The following is a 16,030-nucleotide window of genomic DNA, read 5'->3' as shown; positions in this document are numbered from 1 at the left end:
CGGCAAAGCCGACAGGTTAACAGGGTGGGCCGCCCTGGAAACCCGGCCCGCTGCCCCCATCATCGCGGCATGAGTCGAACCACACGCCCTGCCCCCGATGCCGAGCCCGCCGACGCCCTGGGGGGCGCCGTGCTGGGCGTGATCGGTCAGCCACCCCGCTCGCGGCTGCGCCGCCGCGCCGACCCGGCGGCCGCCAGCGACGCCCTGATCCGCAGCGCCGCCGGCAAGGCGGGTCTGGCCGCGGGCGCACTGGCCCTGCCGCTGGGGCCGATCGGCTGGCTGACGGTGCTGCCCGAGCTGGCCACCGTGTGGCGGCTGCAGAGCGCGCTGGTGGCCGACATCGCCGCGGTGCATGGCCAGCCGCCCCCCTCGCCCGAACAGCTGCTGTACTGCCTGTTCGACCACACCGGCGCCCGCGTCGTGCGCCAGCTGCTGGTGCAGACCGGCGAGCGCGGCCTGGTGCAGGTGGCCCAGGCGCAGCTGCTGCGCATGGCAGCCGCCAAGGTGGGCGCATCCATTGCCAGGCGGGTGGCCGGGCGCAGCCTGGCACGCTGGCTGCCGCTGGCCGGCGCCGCCGGCATGGCCGCCTGGGCGGCCTGGGACACCCGCCAGGTGGGCCGCACCGCGCAGGCCCTGTTCGCCCGTCCCGCACTGGAGGGATGAGCGGCGGGCCGCTGTCCGGGGACAATCCCCCCAGTCACCACGGGGAGGAATGATCACCATGCGCACCCTGCGCCATCTGCTGGCCGCCAGCCTGCTGCTGATGCTGTCCTGGGCGGCCTTCGCCCAGCCCGCCGACGACGCCCAGACGCGCGCCCGACAGACCTGGGAGGCCGCACGGGCCGCCGCCCAGGCCGGCCCGGCCAGCGTGGCGCTGTCCGGCCAGGCCCACCTGGCGCTGCCCGCCGGCCGCCTGTTCATTCCCCAGCCGCACGCCACGCGCCTGCTGCAGGCCATGGGCAACCCGGGCGAGGACCCGCGCCTGCAAGGCCTGGTGTTCCCGGCCGATGGCGGCGACTGGTTCATGACCGTGCGCTTCGAGTCGGCCGGCTACATCCGCGACGACGACGCCCGCGACTGGAAGGCCGACGAGTTGCTGCAGAGCTTCACCGAAGGCACCGAGGCCAGCAACGAGGAGCGCCTGAAGCTGGGCGCGCCGGCACTGGAGATCCTCGGCTGGGCCCAGCCGCCGGCCTATGACGCCGGCACGCACCGCCTGGTGTGGGCGATGAAGTCGCGCGAGAAGGGTCAGACCGGCGAGGACGACCTGGGCGTCAACTACAACACCTACCTGCTGGGCCGCGAGGGTTACTTCAGCATGAACCTGGTGACCGGGCTGAAGGACCTGCCGAAGTACCAGGCCGACGGCCAGGCGCTGCTGGCAGCACTGGCCTTCGACGAGGGCAAGCGCTACGCCGACTTCGACGCCAGCACCGACAAGGTCGCCGAGTACGGTCTGGCGGCCCTGGTGTTGGGGGCAGGTGCCAAGAAGCTGGGCCTGCTGGCCGTGGTGGGGGCCTTCCTGGCCAAGTTCGCCAAGCTGGGCTTCCTGGCGCTGGCCGGTCTGGGTGCCCTGGCGACACGCGTCTTCAAGCGCAAACCTGCGCGCGACGCCGAGCCGCCCGCCGCCTGAGTGCGACCATGATCAAGCTGCTGCTGCTCCTGCTGTCCGGCGCCAAGCTGGGCAAGCTGCTGGTCAGTGGCGGCTCGATGCTGCTGTCGCTGGCGGTCTACGCCATGGTGTACGGCTGGCGCTATGCCGCCGGCTTCGTCGTCCTGCTGTTCGTGCACGAACTGGGCCACCTGCTGGCGGCGCGGCACCGGGGCCTGGACGTCGGCTGGCCCACCTTCATCCCCTTCGTCGGCGCCTGGGTCGAACTGAAGGACCGCCCGCACAACGCCGAAACGGAGGCCTTCGTCGGTTTGGGCGGGCCACTGCTGGGCACGGTGGGCGCGGTGCTGTGCTACCTGCTGGCCCGCGGCGAGGGCGACCTGCCCTGGCTGCTGGCGGTGGCCTATGCCGGCTTCTTCCTGAACCTGTTCAACCTGATCCCGCTGTCGCCCTTCGATGGCGGCCGCATCACCGCGGTGCTGTCGCCGCGCATCTGGCTGCTGGGCGTCCCGGTGCTGCTGGCGCTGTTCTGGTGGCGGCCCAGCCCGATGCTGCTGATCATGGCGGTGCTGGCGGCGCCGCAGGTCTGGCGCGCGCTGCGCTGGCGGCGCGATCTCCCCGAAGCCGCCACCTACTACGCCGTGCCGCTGGGCACGAAGATCGAGTACGGCCTGTACTACCTGGCGCTGCTGGGCTTCCTGGCCGTGATGACCCACGACCTGCACGAGATGCTGCAGTCGCTGCAGCGCGGCGTGCCGCGCTGAACCGCCTCAGCGCAACGCCTGCCAGGCCATCAGCAGGCCGAACAGCAGCGGCTGGTGCAGCATGTAGATGCGCAGCGGCCGCGCACCCAGCCAGGCCAGCGGCCGCAGCACGGAGGGCAAGGCGCCGGTCAGCCAATGGCGGCGGTGGGTCAGCAGCCAGCCGCCGATCGCCAGGCCCCACAGCAGCACGCCCAGCCAGGGCAGCACGGGCACATAGTCCTCGGTCGCCGGCAGGTGCGTGCCCAGGCCCACACCCCAGCCCCAGCGCTGGTCGAACAGCGGGTGCTGCCACAGCCTCGGCGCCACCAGTGCCAGCGCGCCCAGGCCCCACAGCCACGCCTGCGCGCGGGCGGTTGCCAGGTCGCCCCCCAGTCGCGGCGCCACCCCCAGGCGCACCAGCACCAGCATCACCGCGATGCCGTGCAGCACGCCAAAGCTGATCCATCGCTGCGGAAAGACCAGCGCCGAACCGGCCGACACCAGCAGCGCGCAGGCCGCCACCTGCGCCCAGCGGCGCCAGAAGCGGCCGGCCGACTGCCCCGCCTGCACCGCCACCGCCTGGCCCAGCCCGGCGCACAGCAGGAACAGGCTGACGATCGAAGTGCGCTGCAGCGTCCAGAACGGATCCGCCAGGAACTGCTGCGGCGGCTGCAGCAGTCGGAAATGGTTCAGGTCGTAGGCGAAGTGGAACCCCACCATCCAGACGATGGCCAGGCCCCTGAGGGCATCGAGGCGGTCGAAGCGTTCGCCGGGCATGCGCCGACGATAGCGCAGCTTCGGGCCACAATCCGCCCATGACCCATGTTGCCGCCACCCGCCGATCGCCCGATGAACAGGCCCTGCTGGAGACCGCGCTGCGGGACCTGTTCGAGCACAAGGTCACCTTCAACCAGACACTGGGCATGACCATGGTCTCGCTGGCCCCCCCGGCGCCCTCGGCGCGCATCCAGATGCGGCCCGACCTGATCGGTCACTACCTGTACGGTCGCCTGCATGGCGGCGTCATTTCGGCGGTGCTCGACGCCATGGGCGGCGTGGCCGTGATGGTGGGGATCACCGAGAAATACTGTGACGAGGCCGCCGAGGTGGTGATGCACCGCTTCAGCCGCCTGGGCACGATCGACCTGCGGGTGGATTACCTGCGCCCCGGCATCGGCGAGCATTTCATCGCCTCGGCCGAGGTGGTGCGTCTGGGCGGCCGGGTGGCCAGCACCCAGATGCGGCTGGTCAACCAGGACGGCACGCTGATCGCCACCGGCGCCGCCGCCTACATCGTCAGCTGATCCGGGAAAGCCCGGCCCCGGCGCGTCACCCGGGCGACACCGCGCGCCGACGCGCCGCGCGAGGATGCGGCCCTCGCTGCCCAGGAGCCCGCATGAGCGCCACCGTCCACCGCCGCATCTGCCCCTTGTGCGAGGCCTGCTGCGGCCTCGAGATCGAGGTCGCCGACGGCCGGGTGCAGCGCATCCGCGGCGCCGACGACGACGTCTTCAGCCGCGGCTTCATCTGCCCCAAGGCGGTGGCCCTGAAGGACCTGCACGAGGACCCCGACCGCCTGCGCACGCCACTGATCCGTCGCGGCGCCACCCTGGAGCCCGCCACCTGGGACGAGGCCTTCGCCGAGATCGAGCGCCGGCTGCTGCCGATCATCGCCGAGCAGGGCCGTGACGCGGTGGCGCTGGCGGTGGGCAACCCGGCGGCGCACAAGATGGGCCTGCTGTTGTACTTCGCGCGACTGGCGCGCGCGCTGGGCTCGCGCAATGTGTTCTCGGCGTCCACGCTCGACCAGATGCCGCGCCAGCTGCAGTGCGGCTGGATGTACGGCCACTGGCTCAGCGTGCCGGTGCCCGACATCGCCCGCACCCGGCTGCTGGTGATCCTGGGCGGCAACCCGATGGCCAGCAATGGCAGCATGTGGACGGTGCCCGATTTCCGCGGCAAGGCCCGCGCGCTGCGCGAGCGCGGCGGGCGGCTGGTGGTGATCGACCCCCGCCGCACCGAGACCGCTGCGATCGCCGACACCCACCTGGCCATCCGTCCAGGCGCCGACGTCTTCCTGCTGGCCGCGCTGCTGAACGTGGTGTTTGCCGAGGGGCTGGCGCGACCGGGCCGGGCCGGCGCACTCAGCCGCGGACTGGACAGCCTGCAGGCGGCGGTCGCGCCCTTCACGCCGGAGACCGTGGCGGCGCGCTGCGGACTGGCGTCCGAGGCGATCCGCACCCTGGCGCGCGACATCGCGCGCAGCGAGGCCGCCTGCGTCTATGGCCGCCTGGGCGTGCACACCCAGCGCTGGGGCACCACCTGCGCCTGGCTGATCGATGCGCTCAACCTCGTCACGGGTCACCTGGACGAGCCTGGCGGCGCGATGTGGCCCCGTGCCGCCGCCTTCGCCGCCAACACCGAGGGCCGTCCGGGCCAGGGCCGCGGCATCGTCACCGGCCGCCACGTCAGCCGGGTCAGCGGCGCCCCTGAAGTCTTCGGCGAGCTGCCGATGACCTGTCTGGCCGAAGAGATCGCCACGCCCGGCCCTGGCCAGGTGCGCGCCCTGATCACCGCCGGAACCAACCCGGTGCTGTCGGCACCGGGCGGCCCGCGCCTGGCCGACGCCCTGGACGGCCTGGAATTCATGGTCAGCCTGGACATCTACCTCAACGAGACCAGCCGCCACGCCGACGTCATCCTGCCCGGCCGCTCACCGCTGGAGGACGGCCACTACGACGTCGCCTTCCCGCAGCTGTCCGACCGCAACCACGCCCGCTACAGCCCCGCCGTGCTGCCCGCCGACGACGCCGCCCACCCGCCGGAGTGGCGCCTGCTGCTGCGCCTGGCGGCGCTGGTCAGCGGCCAGGGCCGCGACGCCGACCTGGACGCGCTGGATGACGCGCTGCTCGCCGAGGACCTGCGCCGCCGCGCCCCGCAGCACGCGGAGGCACTGATGGCCGCGCTGTCGCCGCGCCGCGGCCCCGAGCGCCTGCTCGATCTGGCGCTGCGCGCCGGCCCCTACGGCGACGCCTTCGGCCAGCGCCCGGGGGGCCTGAGCCTGGACCGGGTGGCCGCCGCGCCCGCCGGCATCGACCTGGGCGAGTTGCAGCCGCGCCTGCCCGAGGTGCTGCGCACGCCCGACGGCCTGATCGACCTGGCACCCGCCGCCTGCGTGGCCGACCTGGCGCAGGCCGCCGAGCGGCTGGCCGACCCAGCCCCGCCGCTGGTCGTGATCGGCCGGCGCGACCTGCGCAGCAACAACAGCTGGATGCACAACCTGCCGGTGCTGGCCAAGGGCCCCGACCGCAGCACGCTGTGGGTCCATCCGGACGATGCCGCGGCACATGGCGTGGCCGATGGCGCGTCGGCGCGCCTGGCCGGCCCGGGCGGCGCGGTGGGGGTGCGGGTGGCCTGCAGCACCGATCTGCCCCGGGGCGTGGTCTGCCTGCCGCACGGCTGGGGCCACGACCGGCCTGGCGCCCAGTTGCGCGTCGCGGCCGAACGCCCGGGCGCCAGCCTCAATGACCTGCTCGACGAGCGCCTGCGCGACCCGCTGTCGGGCAACGCCGTGCTGGCCGGCGTGCCGGTGACCCTGGCGCCCGCCTGACAGCCCCACGCCAGGGGCGACGGGTATCATGCGCGCCGTTTCGCGGCGGGCCCGGTGCCCACTGCCCCTCACTGCGGAGTCATGTCATGCAAGTCGTCTGCCTGGACCTCGAAGGCGTCCTGGTGCCCGAGATCTGGATCGCGTTTTCCCAGCGCACCGGCATCCCCGAGTTTTCGCGCACCACCCGCGAAGAGCCCGACTATGACAAGTTGATGCGCTTTCGCATCGACCTGCTGGCCCAGCATGGCCTGAAGCTGCAGGACATCCAGGAGGTCATTGGCGGCATGCAGCCATTGGAGGGCGCCAAGGCATTCCTCGACACGCTGCGCGAGGAGTTCCAGGTCATCATCCTGTCGGACACTTTCTATGAGTTCGCCGACCCGCTGATGCGCCAGCTCGGCCGCCCCACGCTGTTCTGCCACAAGCTGGTGATCGACGAGCAGGGCTTCGTGCGTGACTACCGTCTGCGCCAGCCCGACCAGAAACGCCATGCGGTGAACGCGCTCAAGGGCCTGAACTTCCAGGTCATGGCCGCCGGCGACAGCTACAACGACACCGGCATGCTGGGCGCCGCCCACGCCGGCTTCTTCATCCATCCGCCGGCGTCCATCGTCGAGCAGTTCCCGCAGTTCCCGGTGAACCACGACTACGCGCAACTGCTGGCCAACTTCCGCGCGGCCTCCCGGCGCCTGCTCGCGGCGGCCTGACCCCACAGCGGCGCGGCACCGGCCACGCCGGTACCATGCGCGCCATGAGCCGCCCTGACACGCTGGAACTGCTGGCCCCCGCCCGCGATGCCGAGATCGGCATCGAGGCGGTCAACCATGGCGCGGACGCGGTCTACATCGGCGGCCCCGGCTTCGGCGCGCGGGCGGCGGCCGGCAATCCGGTGACCGAGATCGAGCGCCTGGTGCGCCACGCGCATCGCTTCGGCGCGAAGATCTTCGTCACCCTCAACACCATCCTGCGCGACGACGAACTGGCGCCTGCCGCCCGCATGGTGCGCGAGGTCTACGAGGCCGGCGTCGATGCGCTGATCGTGCAGGACATGGGCCTGATGGAGCTGGACCTGCCGCCCATCGAGATCCATGCCTCCACCCAGTGCGACATCCGCACGCTGGACAAGGCCCGCTTCCTGGCGGCCAGCGGCTTCTCGCAGCTGGTGCTGGCGCGTGAGCTGACATTGCCGCAGATCCAGGAGATCGCCCAGGCCCTGCCCGACACCGTGATCGAGTTCTTCGTCCACGGCGCGCTGTGCGTGGCCTACAGCGGCCAGTGCTATGTCAGCCATGCGCAGACCGGCCGCAGCGCCAACCGCGGCGACTGCTCGCAGGCCTGCCGCCTGCCCTGGACCGTCACCGACACCGCCGGGCGCATCGTCGCGCACGAGAAGCATGTGCTGTCGATGAAGGACAACAACCAGTCGGCCAACCTGGGCGCGCTGATCGACGCCGGCGTGCGCAGCTTCAAGATCGAGGGCCGCTACAAGGACATGGGCTACGTGAAGAACATCACCGCCCATTACCGCCGCCTGCTCGACGACGAGCTGGCCCTGCGGCCGTCGCTGCGCGCCGCGTCGTCGGGCCGCACCACCTTCAGCTTCAACCCTGACCCGCAGCGCAACTTCAACCGCGGCGCTACCGATTACTTCGTCAACGGCCGCCAGATCGACATCGGTGCCTTCGACACCCCCAAGCACGCCGGCATGCCCCTGGGCCATGTGCTGAAGGTGGCGAAGGACCACCTGGAGGTGCAGCTTGACGCCGGTGTCGGCGAGCCGAACAACGGCGACTCGATCACCTGGTTCGACCTGCAGGGTGAACTCGCCGGGGTGCAGGTCAACACCGTCGAGGCGATCGATGCCGCCGCCGGGCGCTGGAAGCTGGTGCCCAAGGAGCCGATCGCCACGCTGAAGGACCTGCGCCGCGACACCGTGCTCAGCCGCAACCGCGACATGGCCTGGGACCGCGTGCTGCGCAAGAAGAGCGCCGAGCGCCGGATCGCGCTGGACCTGCGCCTGTCCGACACCCCCGAGGGTTTCGCACTGGACGTGGTCGATGCCGATGGCCATGCGGCGCGCGCCACGTTGGCGCACACGCACCAGCCCGCAGAACAGACGCAGCGGGCCGAGGCCGCGCTGCGCGAGGGCCTGGGCAAACTGGGCGCCACGATCTTCGAGGCCCGCTCGGTGCGCCTGACACTGAGCCAGCCCTGGTTCCTGCCTGCCGCGGCGCTCAATGCACTGCGCCGGGACGCAGTGGCCGCGCTCGAGGCCGTGCGCGAGCAGGCCCGTCGGGCCCGGCGCCCGCAGCGCCGCGCCGAACAGCAGCCGCCGGTGCCTTACCCCGAGGACACGCTGAGCTACCTGGCCAATGTCTACAACCACAAGGCCCATGACTTCTATGTGCGCCATGGCGTGCAGGTGGTGGGCGCCGCGTACGAGAGCCACCAGGAACTGGGCGACGCCAGCCTGATGATCACCAAGCACTGCGTGCGTTTCTCGCTGAGCCTGTGCCCCAAGCAGGCCAAGGGCGTGACCGGCGTGCAGGGCACGGTGCGCGCCGAGCCGCTGACCATCCAGCACGGCGACGAGATCCTGAGCCTGCGCTTCGACTGCAAGCCCTGCGAGATGCATGTGGTGGGCCGGATGCAGCGCTCGGTCGTGAACAAGGCCAGGCAGATGCGGCAGGACGACGGCACACCTGTGCGTTTCTACCGCCAGCGCCCCTGAGTGGCGCGGCGTTCTGGGGATGGCAAACGCCACCCATGCGCTCGGACAATGAGCGCAGCTGATGACTTTGCCTGCCTGCCCCGTTGACCCCGTCTGAGATCGACCTCGCACTGCGCCGAGGAGCCCTGCGTTTTTCCGTGTCCGGTGCACGCGCCAGCGTGCCGATGCTGTGGCTGGCCGTGGCCGTGCTGCTGGCCCCGGCCTGGTCACTCGACCCGATCTGGCCGCTGCTGCCCGTGGCCGGCATGGCGCTGGGCAGCGGCCTGTGGCGTCTGTGGTTCATGCGCCATCTGGACCGCCAGCCACCCGAGGAGGCCGCCTCGCTGCACCGGGCCGAGCGGCAGGTGCAGGCGAATGCGGCGCTCAGCGGCCTGATGTGGTCGGTCGCCACGGTCTGGCTGATGCCGCACCTGTCGCCGCCACAGGCCATGCTGCATGTGACGATCCTGCTGGGCGCGCTGTGCGTGGCCTCGTTCTACATGTCGCTGATCGGCCGCTCCTTCGAATGGATCGTGCTGCCAACGGCCGGCTCGCTGATCGCTGTGACGCTGTGGTCGCAGCCGGAACAGTGGCCCGAGATCGCCTTGGGCACCAGCGCCTTCTTCGTGGCGCTGATGCGCGGCGCGTCGCACTTCCGCCAAACCACGCTGATGGCGCTGCGCCAGAGCCTGGAAACCGCGGCCGTCAACGAGCAGCTGGGCGCAGCCAACCGCCAGCTCGAACGCGATGCCGCCGCGCGCGCGCGCTTTCTCGAGACCATGACCCATGAGATCCGGCGGCCGATGAGCGGCACGATCGGCGCGCTGGACCTGCTGGCCCGCGAACCGCTGACCGCCCGCCAGTCCCGCATCCTCGAGGCCGCCCGGCACTCCAGCGCCGGCTTGATGCATTCGCTCTCGGAGGTGCTGGAATACAGCGCCCTGGACACCGCGCCGGCACGGATGGCACCGGCGCCGCTGAGCCTGGGCGACTGGGCGCCGTCGATGCTGCAAGGGCACCGCCCGGCCGCCGAGGCCAAGGGCCTGCGGCTGGACCTGACGCTGTCGGCCGCGCTGCCGGCAGCGGTGCTGGCCGACCGTGCGCGGCTGAACCAACTGGTCGATGCGCTGCTCTCGAACGCCGTGCGTTTCACCGACCGCGGCCAGGTGCTGCTGGCGCTGGACTGGTCGGCCGATCGGGGGCTGCTGATCGAGGTGGCCGACAGCGGCCAGGGTCTGTCCACCTCGGACGCGGCCATGGTCTTCGAGCCCTTCTTCCAGGTCGACCATGGCCCGCAGCGCGCCGCCACCGGGGCCGGCCTGGGGCTGACGATCGCCCAGCGCCTGGCCCGCCAGATGGGCGGCGACATCCTGGTCGACAGCGTGCTGGGGCGCGGCAGCCGCTTCACCGTGTGCCTGCCGCTGGTCGCCACCCAGGCCAGCCCCAGCCCGCATCAACCTGCCGACATGGACGCCAAGCGGCCGCTGCAGGGCACCGTGCTGGTGGTCGACGACGACGCGCAGAACCGCCTGGTCGCGGTCGAGATGCTGTCGCGCAGCGGCCTGTCGGTGCTGGAGGCCGAAGACGGTCTGCAGGCGCTGGACCTGCTGCACAAGGGCGGCATCGGCCTGGTGCTGATGGACGGCCAGATGCCCGCGCTCGATGGCTACGAGGCCACCCGCCGCTGGCGCGAGCGGGAGCAGCGCCTGGGCACGCCGCGGGTGCCGATCATCGGCATCAGCGCCAATGCGGTGGCCGAACACGAACGGCTCTCGCAGCATGCCGGCATGGACGACCACCTCGCCAAGCCCTTCGGCATGGACGAACTGCTCAGCCGCGTCACCCCCTGGCTGTCGGTCGGGCCGGCACCGGCCCACTGACCTGGTCATCCGAACGACGGCCCGGCGACCGCCGGATCGTCCCGTGGGTGGGCTCGCCGGCGAGCCGCTCAGTAGTGCGGCGGGCGCTCGTCAAGCAGGCCGCCGCCGGGCGTGCCGGGCTCGGCGCCCTGGCGGCGCAGCTGCAGCAGCTCGCGGGCCAGCCATTCGATCTGCTGCTGCTGGCGCGCCACCAGGCTGTTCAGGGTGTCGGCCAGATCCTCCAGGTAGCTGATCTTGATCTCCAGCGCCGTCAGGCGCTGATCCGCGTCAGGGGAATCGCTCATGGCCGGGGATTATCAGATCCCACGACGCCGTCAAGGATGGCCCAGCACTTAACATACGCGCTTTCCCGCCGTACGCCGCCGGGGACGCTCCCCCGAACACGAGAACCGCATGAAGAGACTGGACGATTTCCGCCTGCGCCTGGGCCGCCACGAACTGGTGCCGATCATGATCGGCGGCATGGGTGTCGACATCTCCACCTCCGATCTGGCCCTCGAAGCGGCCCGCCTGGGCGGCGTGGGCCACATCTCCGACGCGATGATCAAGACCGTGTCGGACCGGCGCTACCAGACCAAGTACGTCAAGGCCAAGATGGCCCAGTACAAGTACAACGCCGAGAACCGCGACAAGTCCGACGTCAAGTTCAACCTCGACCACCTGGCCGAGGCCACGCGGCTGCACGTGGAATCGACGATGGCCCGCAAGACCGGGCCCGGCATGGTGTTCATCAACTGCATGGAAAAGCTGACGATGAACGCCCCGAAGGAAACCCTGAAGGTGCGCATGAGCACCGCGCTGGACGCCGGCATCGACGGCATCACGCTGGCGGCCGGCCTGCACCTGGGCTCCTTCGCGCTGATCGAGGACCATCCGCGCTTTCGCGATGCCAAGCTGGGCATCATCGTCTCGTCGGTGCGCGCGCTGCAGCTGTTCCTCAAGAAGAACGCCCGCCTGAACCGCCTGCCCGACTACATCGTGGTCGAAGGTCCGCTGGCCGGCGGCCACCTGGGCTTCGGCATGGACTGGGCCGAACATGACCTGGCCACCATCGTCGGCGAGGTGCTGAAGTACCTGAAGGACGAGCACCTGGACATCCCGGTGCTGCCCGCTGGCGGCATCTTCACCGGCTCCGACGCCGTGCGCTTCCTGGAGATGGGTGGCGCCGGCGTGCAGGTGGCCACGCGCTTCACCGTGACCCGGGAATGCGGCCTGCCCGACGAGGTCAAGCAGGAGTACTTCAAGGCCGGCGAGGACGACATCGAGGTCAACCAGATCTCGCCCACCGGCTACCCGATGCGCATGATCAAGTCCAGCCCCGGCATTGGCGACGGCATCCGCCCGAACTGCGAGGCCTACGGCTACCTGCTCGATGCCAGCGGCAAGTGCGCCTACATCGAGGCCTGGAACCGCGAGATCGAAGCCCACCCCGATGCCAAGCGCATCTCGGTGACCGACAAGACCTGCCTGTGCACCCACATGCGCAACTTCGAGATCTGGACCTGCGGCCAGCTCACCTGGCGCCTGAAGGACACCACCCACCGTGCGCCCGACGGCAGCTACCAGCTGCTCAGCGCCGCCCACGTCTTCCGCGACTACCAGTTCAGCACCGACGACAGCATCGCGCTGCCCGAGCCGGCCTGAACACTTGCCCGCCCCCCAGGCCCTGCCCCCCTCCTGGCGCGACGACGCCGTCGCCGCCGGCATCATCACGCTGCTGCTGATCCCGCAGAGCCTGGCCTATGCGCTGCTGGCCGGTCTGCCGGCCGAGCTGGGCCTGGCGGCCAGCATCGTGCCCGCGCTGGCCTACGCCGCGGTGGGCACCAGCCCGGTCAGCGTGATGGGTCCTGGCGCGGTGCTGTCGCTGATGACGGCCCAGGCCCTGCAGCATGCGCTGGCCGTGGCGCCCGAGGGCACCTCCGCCGCCGCGCTGGCCGGCGTGCTGGCGCTGGAGACCGGCGCGGTGCTGCTGCTGGGTGCCGCCCTGCGCTTCGATGCGCTGGTGGCGCTGCTGAGCGTGCCGGTGCTGCACGGCTTCATGACCGGCGCCGCGCTGACCATCGTCATCACGCAGCTGCCGGTGCTGGCGGGCAGCTCGTCCGGGGGCACGCGGCTGGTGGATGTCGCGGCCGGCTGGCTGGGCGCCGCGCGTCCGGGCCACCTGCTCACGCTGGGCATCACCGTCGCCGCCATCACCTTGCTGTGGCTGGGCCGTCGCGCCGGCGGCCAGGCGGGGCGCGCCGCGCCGCTGGCGGTGATGGCCCTGGCGATCGCCGGGGCCGCGCTGGCCGATGCCAGCGGCCACGGCGTGGCGGTGGTGGGCGCGTTGCCGGCGCTGGCCATCCGACCCACCTGGCCGGCACTGGACCCGGCGCTGTGGCGGCTGATGCTGCCCAGCGCCGCGCTGCTGGCGCTGCTGGTGTCGGTCGAGCACCTGGCGGTGGCCGGCTCGCTGGCCGCGCGGCGGCGCCAGCACCTGGTGCCGCGGCGCGAACTGTGCGGCCTGGGCGGTGCCAACCTGCTGGCGGCGCTGAGTGGCGGCATGCCGGTGGGCGGTGGCCTGTCGCGCAGCGCCGTGGCCTTCGAGGCGAATGCCCGCAGCCTGCGGGTGGGGGTGATCGTCGCCGGCCTGATGGCGCTCAGTGCGCTGCTGCTGGCCGCCCCGCTGGCCCTGCTGCCGCGGGCGGTGCTGGCGGCCACGATCGTGCTGGCGGCCTCGTCGATGCTTGATCTCCAGCCGTTCCGCCTGGCCTGGCGCTATGCCCGCGAGGAGTTCTGGGTGATGCTGGGCGTGGCCGCGCTGACCGTGCTGGCCAGCATGGAGGTGGCGCTGAGCGTGGGCGTGGCGCTGTCGGCCGCCTTGCTGCTGCAGCGCACCGCCGACCCGCACGTGGCCCGCATCGGCCGCGTGCCCGGCACCGAGCACTACCGCAACATCGAGCGCCACGCCACCGAGGAACAGCCCGGCGTGGTGGCGCTGCGCATCGACGAGAGCCTGCTGTTCACCAACGCCCGCGACCTGGGCAGCCTGGTGCAGGACCAGCTGGACGAGGACACCCGCCGCGTGGTGCTGCAGATGTCGCCGGTCAACGCGATCGACTTCAGCGGCCTGACGGCGCTGCTGGCGCTCGACGAAGCGCTGCATGCCCGCGGCGTGCGGCTGGATCTGGCCGAGGTCAAGGGCCCCCTGATGGACCGCCTGAAGACCGCCGACTGGGCCGCGCGCGCCCATGGCCGGGTGTTCCTGAGCATGCACCAGGCCCTGCAGCCTGACGCCGACCCGCGCTAGGGCCTGTTCACACGACCGGAAGGGTGGCGGTGGTGTGGACAGGCCCTGACCCCCGTACCGCGCGTCACCTGCGCGACATCGATTAGGGCGAAACCTCCAGTCGCCCGGTGGCCCGGCGCCACCACAATCGGCCGAGCCGTCCACCCGTGCCCCGACCATGAGCCATTACCCCCACCTGTTGCAACCCCTGGACCTGGGCTTCACCACGCTGAAGAACCGCGTGCTGATGGGCTCGATGCACACCGGTCTGGAAGAAGGCCGCGACCTCACCAAGCTGGCCGCCTACTTCGCCGAGCGCGCCGAGGGCGAGGTCGGCCTGATCGTCACCGGTGGCTTCGCGCCCAACATCGAGGGCTGGGCCAAGCCCTTCGCCGGCACGCTGGCCACGCGCGGAGCGGTCAGGCGCCACCGGGTGGTCACCGAGGCGGTGCACCAGCGCGGCGGCAGGATCGCGCTGCAGATCCTGCACACCGGCCGCTATGCCTACCAGCCGCTGGCGGTGGCGCCCTCGGCGATCAAGAGCCCGATCTCGCCCTTCCGCCCGCGCGAGCTGTCCGAGGGCGGCATCGAGCGCCAGATCCGCGCCTTCGTGCGCTGCGCCACGCTGGCCCGCGAGGCCGGCTACGACGGCGTCGAGATCATGGGCAGCGAGGGCTACTTCATCAACCAGTTCATCGCGGCGGCCACCAACCACCGCGACGACCGCTGGGGCGGTTCGTACGAGAACCGCATGCGCCTGCCGGTGGAGATCGTGCGCCGCACCCGCGAGGCGGTGGGCCCCGATTTCATCCTGATCTACCGCCTGTCGATGATCGACCTGGTGCCCGGCGGCTCCAGCTGGGACGAGGTGGTGCAGCTGGCCAAGGCCATCGAGGCGGCCGGCGCCACCATCATCAACACCGGCATCGGCTGGCACGAGGCCCGTGTGCCCACCATCGCCACCAGCGTGCCGCGCGCCGCCTTCGCCTGGCTGACGAAGAAGATGAAGGCCGAGGTGGGCATCCCGCTGATCACCAGCAACCGCATCAACACGCCCGAGCTGGCCGACACCCTGCTGGCCGAAGGCTATGCCGACATGGTCTCGATGGCGCGGCCGCTGCTGGCCGACGCCCACTTCGTGAAGAAGGCGCGCGAGGGCCGCGCGCGCGAGATCAACACCTGCATCGCCTGCAACCAGGCCTGCCTGGACCATGTGTTCGACAACAAGCTCTCGAGCTGCCTGGTCAATCCGCGGGCCTGCCGCGAGACCGAGATCCTGATCACCCCCACCAGCGCCCGCAAGACCGTCGCCGTGGTCGGCGCCGGACCGGCCGGGCTGGCCGCCGCCACCACGCTGGCCGAGCGCGGCCACACCGTGCACCTGGTCGACGCCGCCGCCGAGATCGGCGGTCAGCTGAACCTGGCCAAGCAGGTGCCCGGCAAGGAGGAGTTCCACGAGACGCTGCGTTACTGGGGCGAACGCGTGAACCGCACCGGCGTGCGGCTGCACCTGAACACGCGGGCCACCGCAGAGTCGCTGCAGGCGCTGGGCGTCAGCGAGGTGGTGCTGGCCACCGGCGTGCTGCCGCGCACGCCGTCCATCCCGGGCCTGCCCCATCCCAAGGCGCTGAGCTACATCGACGTGCTGCGTGGCGCCCCGGTCGGGCCGCGGGTGGCGGTGGTGGGTGCCGGCGGCATCGGCTTCGACGTGGCCGAGTTCCTGACCCACCAGGGCCGCAGCACCGCGCTGGACCTGCCCGCCTGGCTGGCCGAGTGGGGCGTGACCGACCCGGCGCTGGCCCGCGGCGGCCTGGCCCCCGAGGCCGAGCCGCATCCGCCGGCCCGCCAGGTCTGGCTGCTGCAGCGCAAGGCCAGCAAGCCCGGTGCCGGCCTGGGCAAGACCACCGGCTGGATCCACCGCAGCGTGCTCAAGCGCGCCGGCGTGCGCATGCTGGGCGGCGTGAACTACGAGCAGATCAGCGACGCCGGCCTGAAGATCAGCGAAGGCGAGCAGCGCGAGAACCCGCGCTGGCTGGAGGTCGACACCGTGGTGCTGTGCGCCGGCCAGGAGCCGCTGCGTGCGCTGCAGGCGCCGCTGCAAGCCCTCGGGCTGACCGTGCATGTGATCGGCGGCGCCCAGGAGGCCGGCGAGCTCGATGCGAAACGCGCCATCGACCAGGGCGTGCGCCTCGGGGCCCGGCTGTAGG

At 71.6% G+C, this 16,030-nt stretch carries 13 protein-coding genes; 11 read left to right on the top strand and 2 right to left on the bottom strand.

Going from position 1 to position 16,030, the window contains the following annotated elements:
- The first annotated feature begins 69 nt into the window (after positions 1–69).
- Genes KAK07_RS16840 through KAK07_RS16830 form a run of 3 tightly spaced genes read left to right on the top strand, consistent with a single transcriptional unit; the run spans position 70 to position 2,376 of the window.
- A complete protein-coding gene (locus tag KAK07_RS16840; protein WP_210854380.1) occupies positions 70–663 on the top strand; it encodes a hypothetical protein in 594 nt (197 codons plus the stop codon).
- Between the two features lie 58 nt (positions 664–721).
- Complete coding sequence (locus KAK07_RS16835; RefSeq protein ID WP_247661132.1) at positions 722–1,633, top strand: DUF2167 domain-containing protein; 912 nt, start codon at positions 722–724, stop codon at positions 1,631–1,633.
- A gap of 8 nt (positions 1,634–1,641) precedes the next feature.
- On the top strand, positions 1,642–2,376 hold the full coding sequence (locus tag KAK07_RS16830) for a site-2 protease family protein (RefSeq protein WP_210854382.1): 735 nt from the start codon (positions 1,642–1,644) through the stop codon (positions 2,374–2,376).
- Between the two features lie 6 nt (positions 2,377–2,382).
- Here the strand turns inward: KAK07_RS16830 and KAK07_RS16825 are convergent, their stop codons facing one another.
- Positions 2,383–3,132, bottom strand: coding sequence for an acetyltransferase domain-containing protein (locus KAK07_RS16825; RefSeq protein WP_210854383.1), 750 nt, complete (start codon positions 3,130–3,132; stop codon positions 2,383–2,385).
- A gap of 38 nt (positions 3,133–3,170) precedes the next feature.
- Here KAK07_RS16825 and KAK07_RS16820 point away from each other — a divergent pair, with 38 nt between their 5' ends.
- The 5 genes from KAK07_RS16820 to KAK07_RS25425 all read left to right on the top strand — a co-directional run bounded on the left by KAK07_RS16820 (position 3,171) and on the right by KAK07_RS25425 (position 10,555).
- Entirely contained in the window at positions 3,171–3,659 is a 489-nt protein-coding gene (locus tag KAK07_RS16820; protein WP_210854384.1) for a thioesterase family protein, read from the top strand.
- Between the two features lie 92 nt (positions 3,660–3,751).
- Positions 3,752–5,965 carry a molybdopterin-dependent oxidoreductase gene (locus KAK07_RS16815; RefSeq protein WP_210854385.1) on the top strand — a complete coding sequence of 738 codons (2,214 nt, stop codon included), beginning with the start codon at positions 3,752–3,754 and terminating at the stop codon, positions 5,963–5,965.
- Positions 5,966–6,051: 86 nt separating this feature from the next.
- Positions 6,052–6,672 (top strand): bifunctional phosphoserine phosphatase/homoserine phosphotransferase ThrH, encoded by a 621-nt coding sequence (thrH, locus tag KAK07_RS16810; protein WP_210854386.1) that lies wholly within the window; start codon positions 6,052–6,054, stop codon positions 6,670–6,672.
- Between the two features lie 44 nt (positions 6,673–6,716).
- On the top strand, positions 6,717–8,696 hold the full coding sequence (locus KAK07_RS16805) for a peptidase U32 family protein (RefSeq protein ID WP_210854387.1): 1,980 nt from the start codon (positions 6,717–6,719) through the stop codon (positions 8,694–8,696).
- 137 nt (positions 8,697–8,833) lie between these two features.
- Positions 8,834–10,555, top strand: a complete 1,722-nt coding sequence (locus tag KAK07_RS25425) for an ATP-binding protein (protein ID WP_210854388.1) — start codon at positions 8,834–8,836, stop codon at positions 10,553–10,555.
- 68 nt (positions 10,556–10,623) lie between these two features.
- On the opposite strand, the gene KAK07_RS16795 is transcribed toward KAK07_RS25425, so the two are convergent.
- Entirely contained in the window at positions 10,624–10,839 is a 216-nt protein-coding gene (locus KAK07_RS16795) for a SlyX family protein (RefSeq protein ID WP_210854389.1), read from the bottom strand.
- Positions 10,840–10,948: 109 nt separating this feature from the next.
- On the opposite strand from KAK07_RS16795, the gene KAK07_RS16790 reads away from it, so the two are divergent.
- The 3 genes from KAK07_RS16790 to KAK07_RS16780 all read left to right on the top strand — a co-directional run bounded on the left by KAK07_RS16790 (position 10,949) and on the right by KAK07_RS16780 (position 16,029).
- Complete coding sequence (locus tag KAK07_RS16790; protein WP_210854390.1) at positions 10,949–12,199, top strand: nitronate monooxygenase; 1,251 nt, start codon at positions 10,949–10,951, stop codon at positions 12,197–12,199.
- Positions 12,200–12,203: 4 nt separating this feature from the next.
- Positions 12,204–13,844, top strand: a complete 1,641-nt coding sequence (locus tag KAK07_RS16785) for a SulP family inorganic anion transporter (protein WP_210854391.1) — start codon at positions 12,204–12,206, stop codon at positions 13,842–13,844.
- A gap of 157 nt (positions 13,845–14,001) precedes the next feature.
- On the top strand, positions 14,002–16,029 hold the full coding sequence (locus KAK07_RS16780; protein ID WP_210854392.1) for an NADPH-dependent 2,4-dienoyl-CoA reductase: 2,028 nt from the start codon (positions 14,002–14,004) through the stop codon (positions 16,027–16,029).
- Position 16,030: the final 1 nt, after the last annotated feature.

It is taken from the genome of Ideonella alba, assembly GCF_018069875.1.
In the GTDB taxonomy this organism is placed as follows: domain Bacteria; phylum Pseudomonadota; class Gammaproteobacteria; order Burkholderiales; family Burkholderiaceae_C; genus Ideonella; species Ideonella alba.
Note: the sequence above shows the minus strand (reverse complement) of the source record. Positions and strands in the feature narration are given on the sequence as shown.

What these genes read in the sequence shown, in the direction of transcription:
- KAK07_RS16840 (WP_210854380.1), top strand. Translation starts at nt 70, where the DNA reads ATGAGTCGAACCACACGCCCTGCCCCCGATGCCGAGCCCGCCGACGCC.
- KAK07_RS16835 (WP_247661132.1), top strand. Translation starts at nt 722, where the DNA reads ATGCGCACCCTGCGCCATCTGCTGGCCGCCAGCCTGCTGCTGATGCTG.
- KAK07_RS16830 (WP_210854382.1), top strand. Translation starts at nt 1,642, where the DNA reads ATGATCAAGCTGCTGCTGCTCCTGCTGTCCGGCGCCAAGCTGGGCAAG.
- KAK07_RS16825 (WP_210854383.1), bottom strand. Translation starts at nt 3,132, where the DNA reads ATGCCCGGCGAACGCTTCGACCGCCTCGATGCCCTCAGGGGCCTGGCC.
- KAK07_RS16820 (WP_210854384.1), top strand. Translation starts at nt 3,171, where the DNA reads ATGACCCATGTTGCCGCCACCCGCCGATCGCCCGATGAACAGGCCCTG.
- KAK07_RS16815 (WP_210854385.1), top strand. Translation starts at nt 3,752, where the DNA reads ATGAGCGCCACCGTCCACCGCCGCATCTGCCCCTTGTGCGAGGCCTGC.
- thrH (WP_210854386.1), top strand. Translation starts at nt 6,052, where the DNA reads ATGCAAGTCGTCTGCCTGGACCTCGAAGGCGTCCTGGTGCCCGAGATC.
- KAK07_RS16805 (WP_210854387.1), top strand. Translation starts at nt 6,717, where the DNA reads ATGAGCCGCCCTGACACGCTGGAACTGCTGGCCCCCGCCCGCGATGCC.
- KAK07_RS16795 (WP_210854389.1), bottom strand. Translation starts at nt 10,839, where the DNA reads ATGAGCGATTCCCCTGACGCGGATCAGCGCCTGACGGCGCTGGAGATC.
- KAK07_RS16790 (WP_210854390.1), top strand. Translation starts at nt 10,949, where the DNA reads ATGAAGAGACTGGACGATTTCCGCCTGCGCCTGGGCCGCCACGAACTG.
- KAK07_RS16780 (WP_210854392.1), top strand. Translation starts at nt 14,002, where the DNA reads ATGAGCCATTACCCCCACCTGTTGCAACCCCTGGACCTGGGCTTCACC.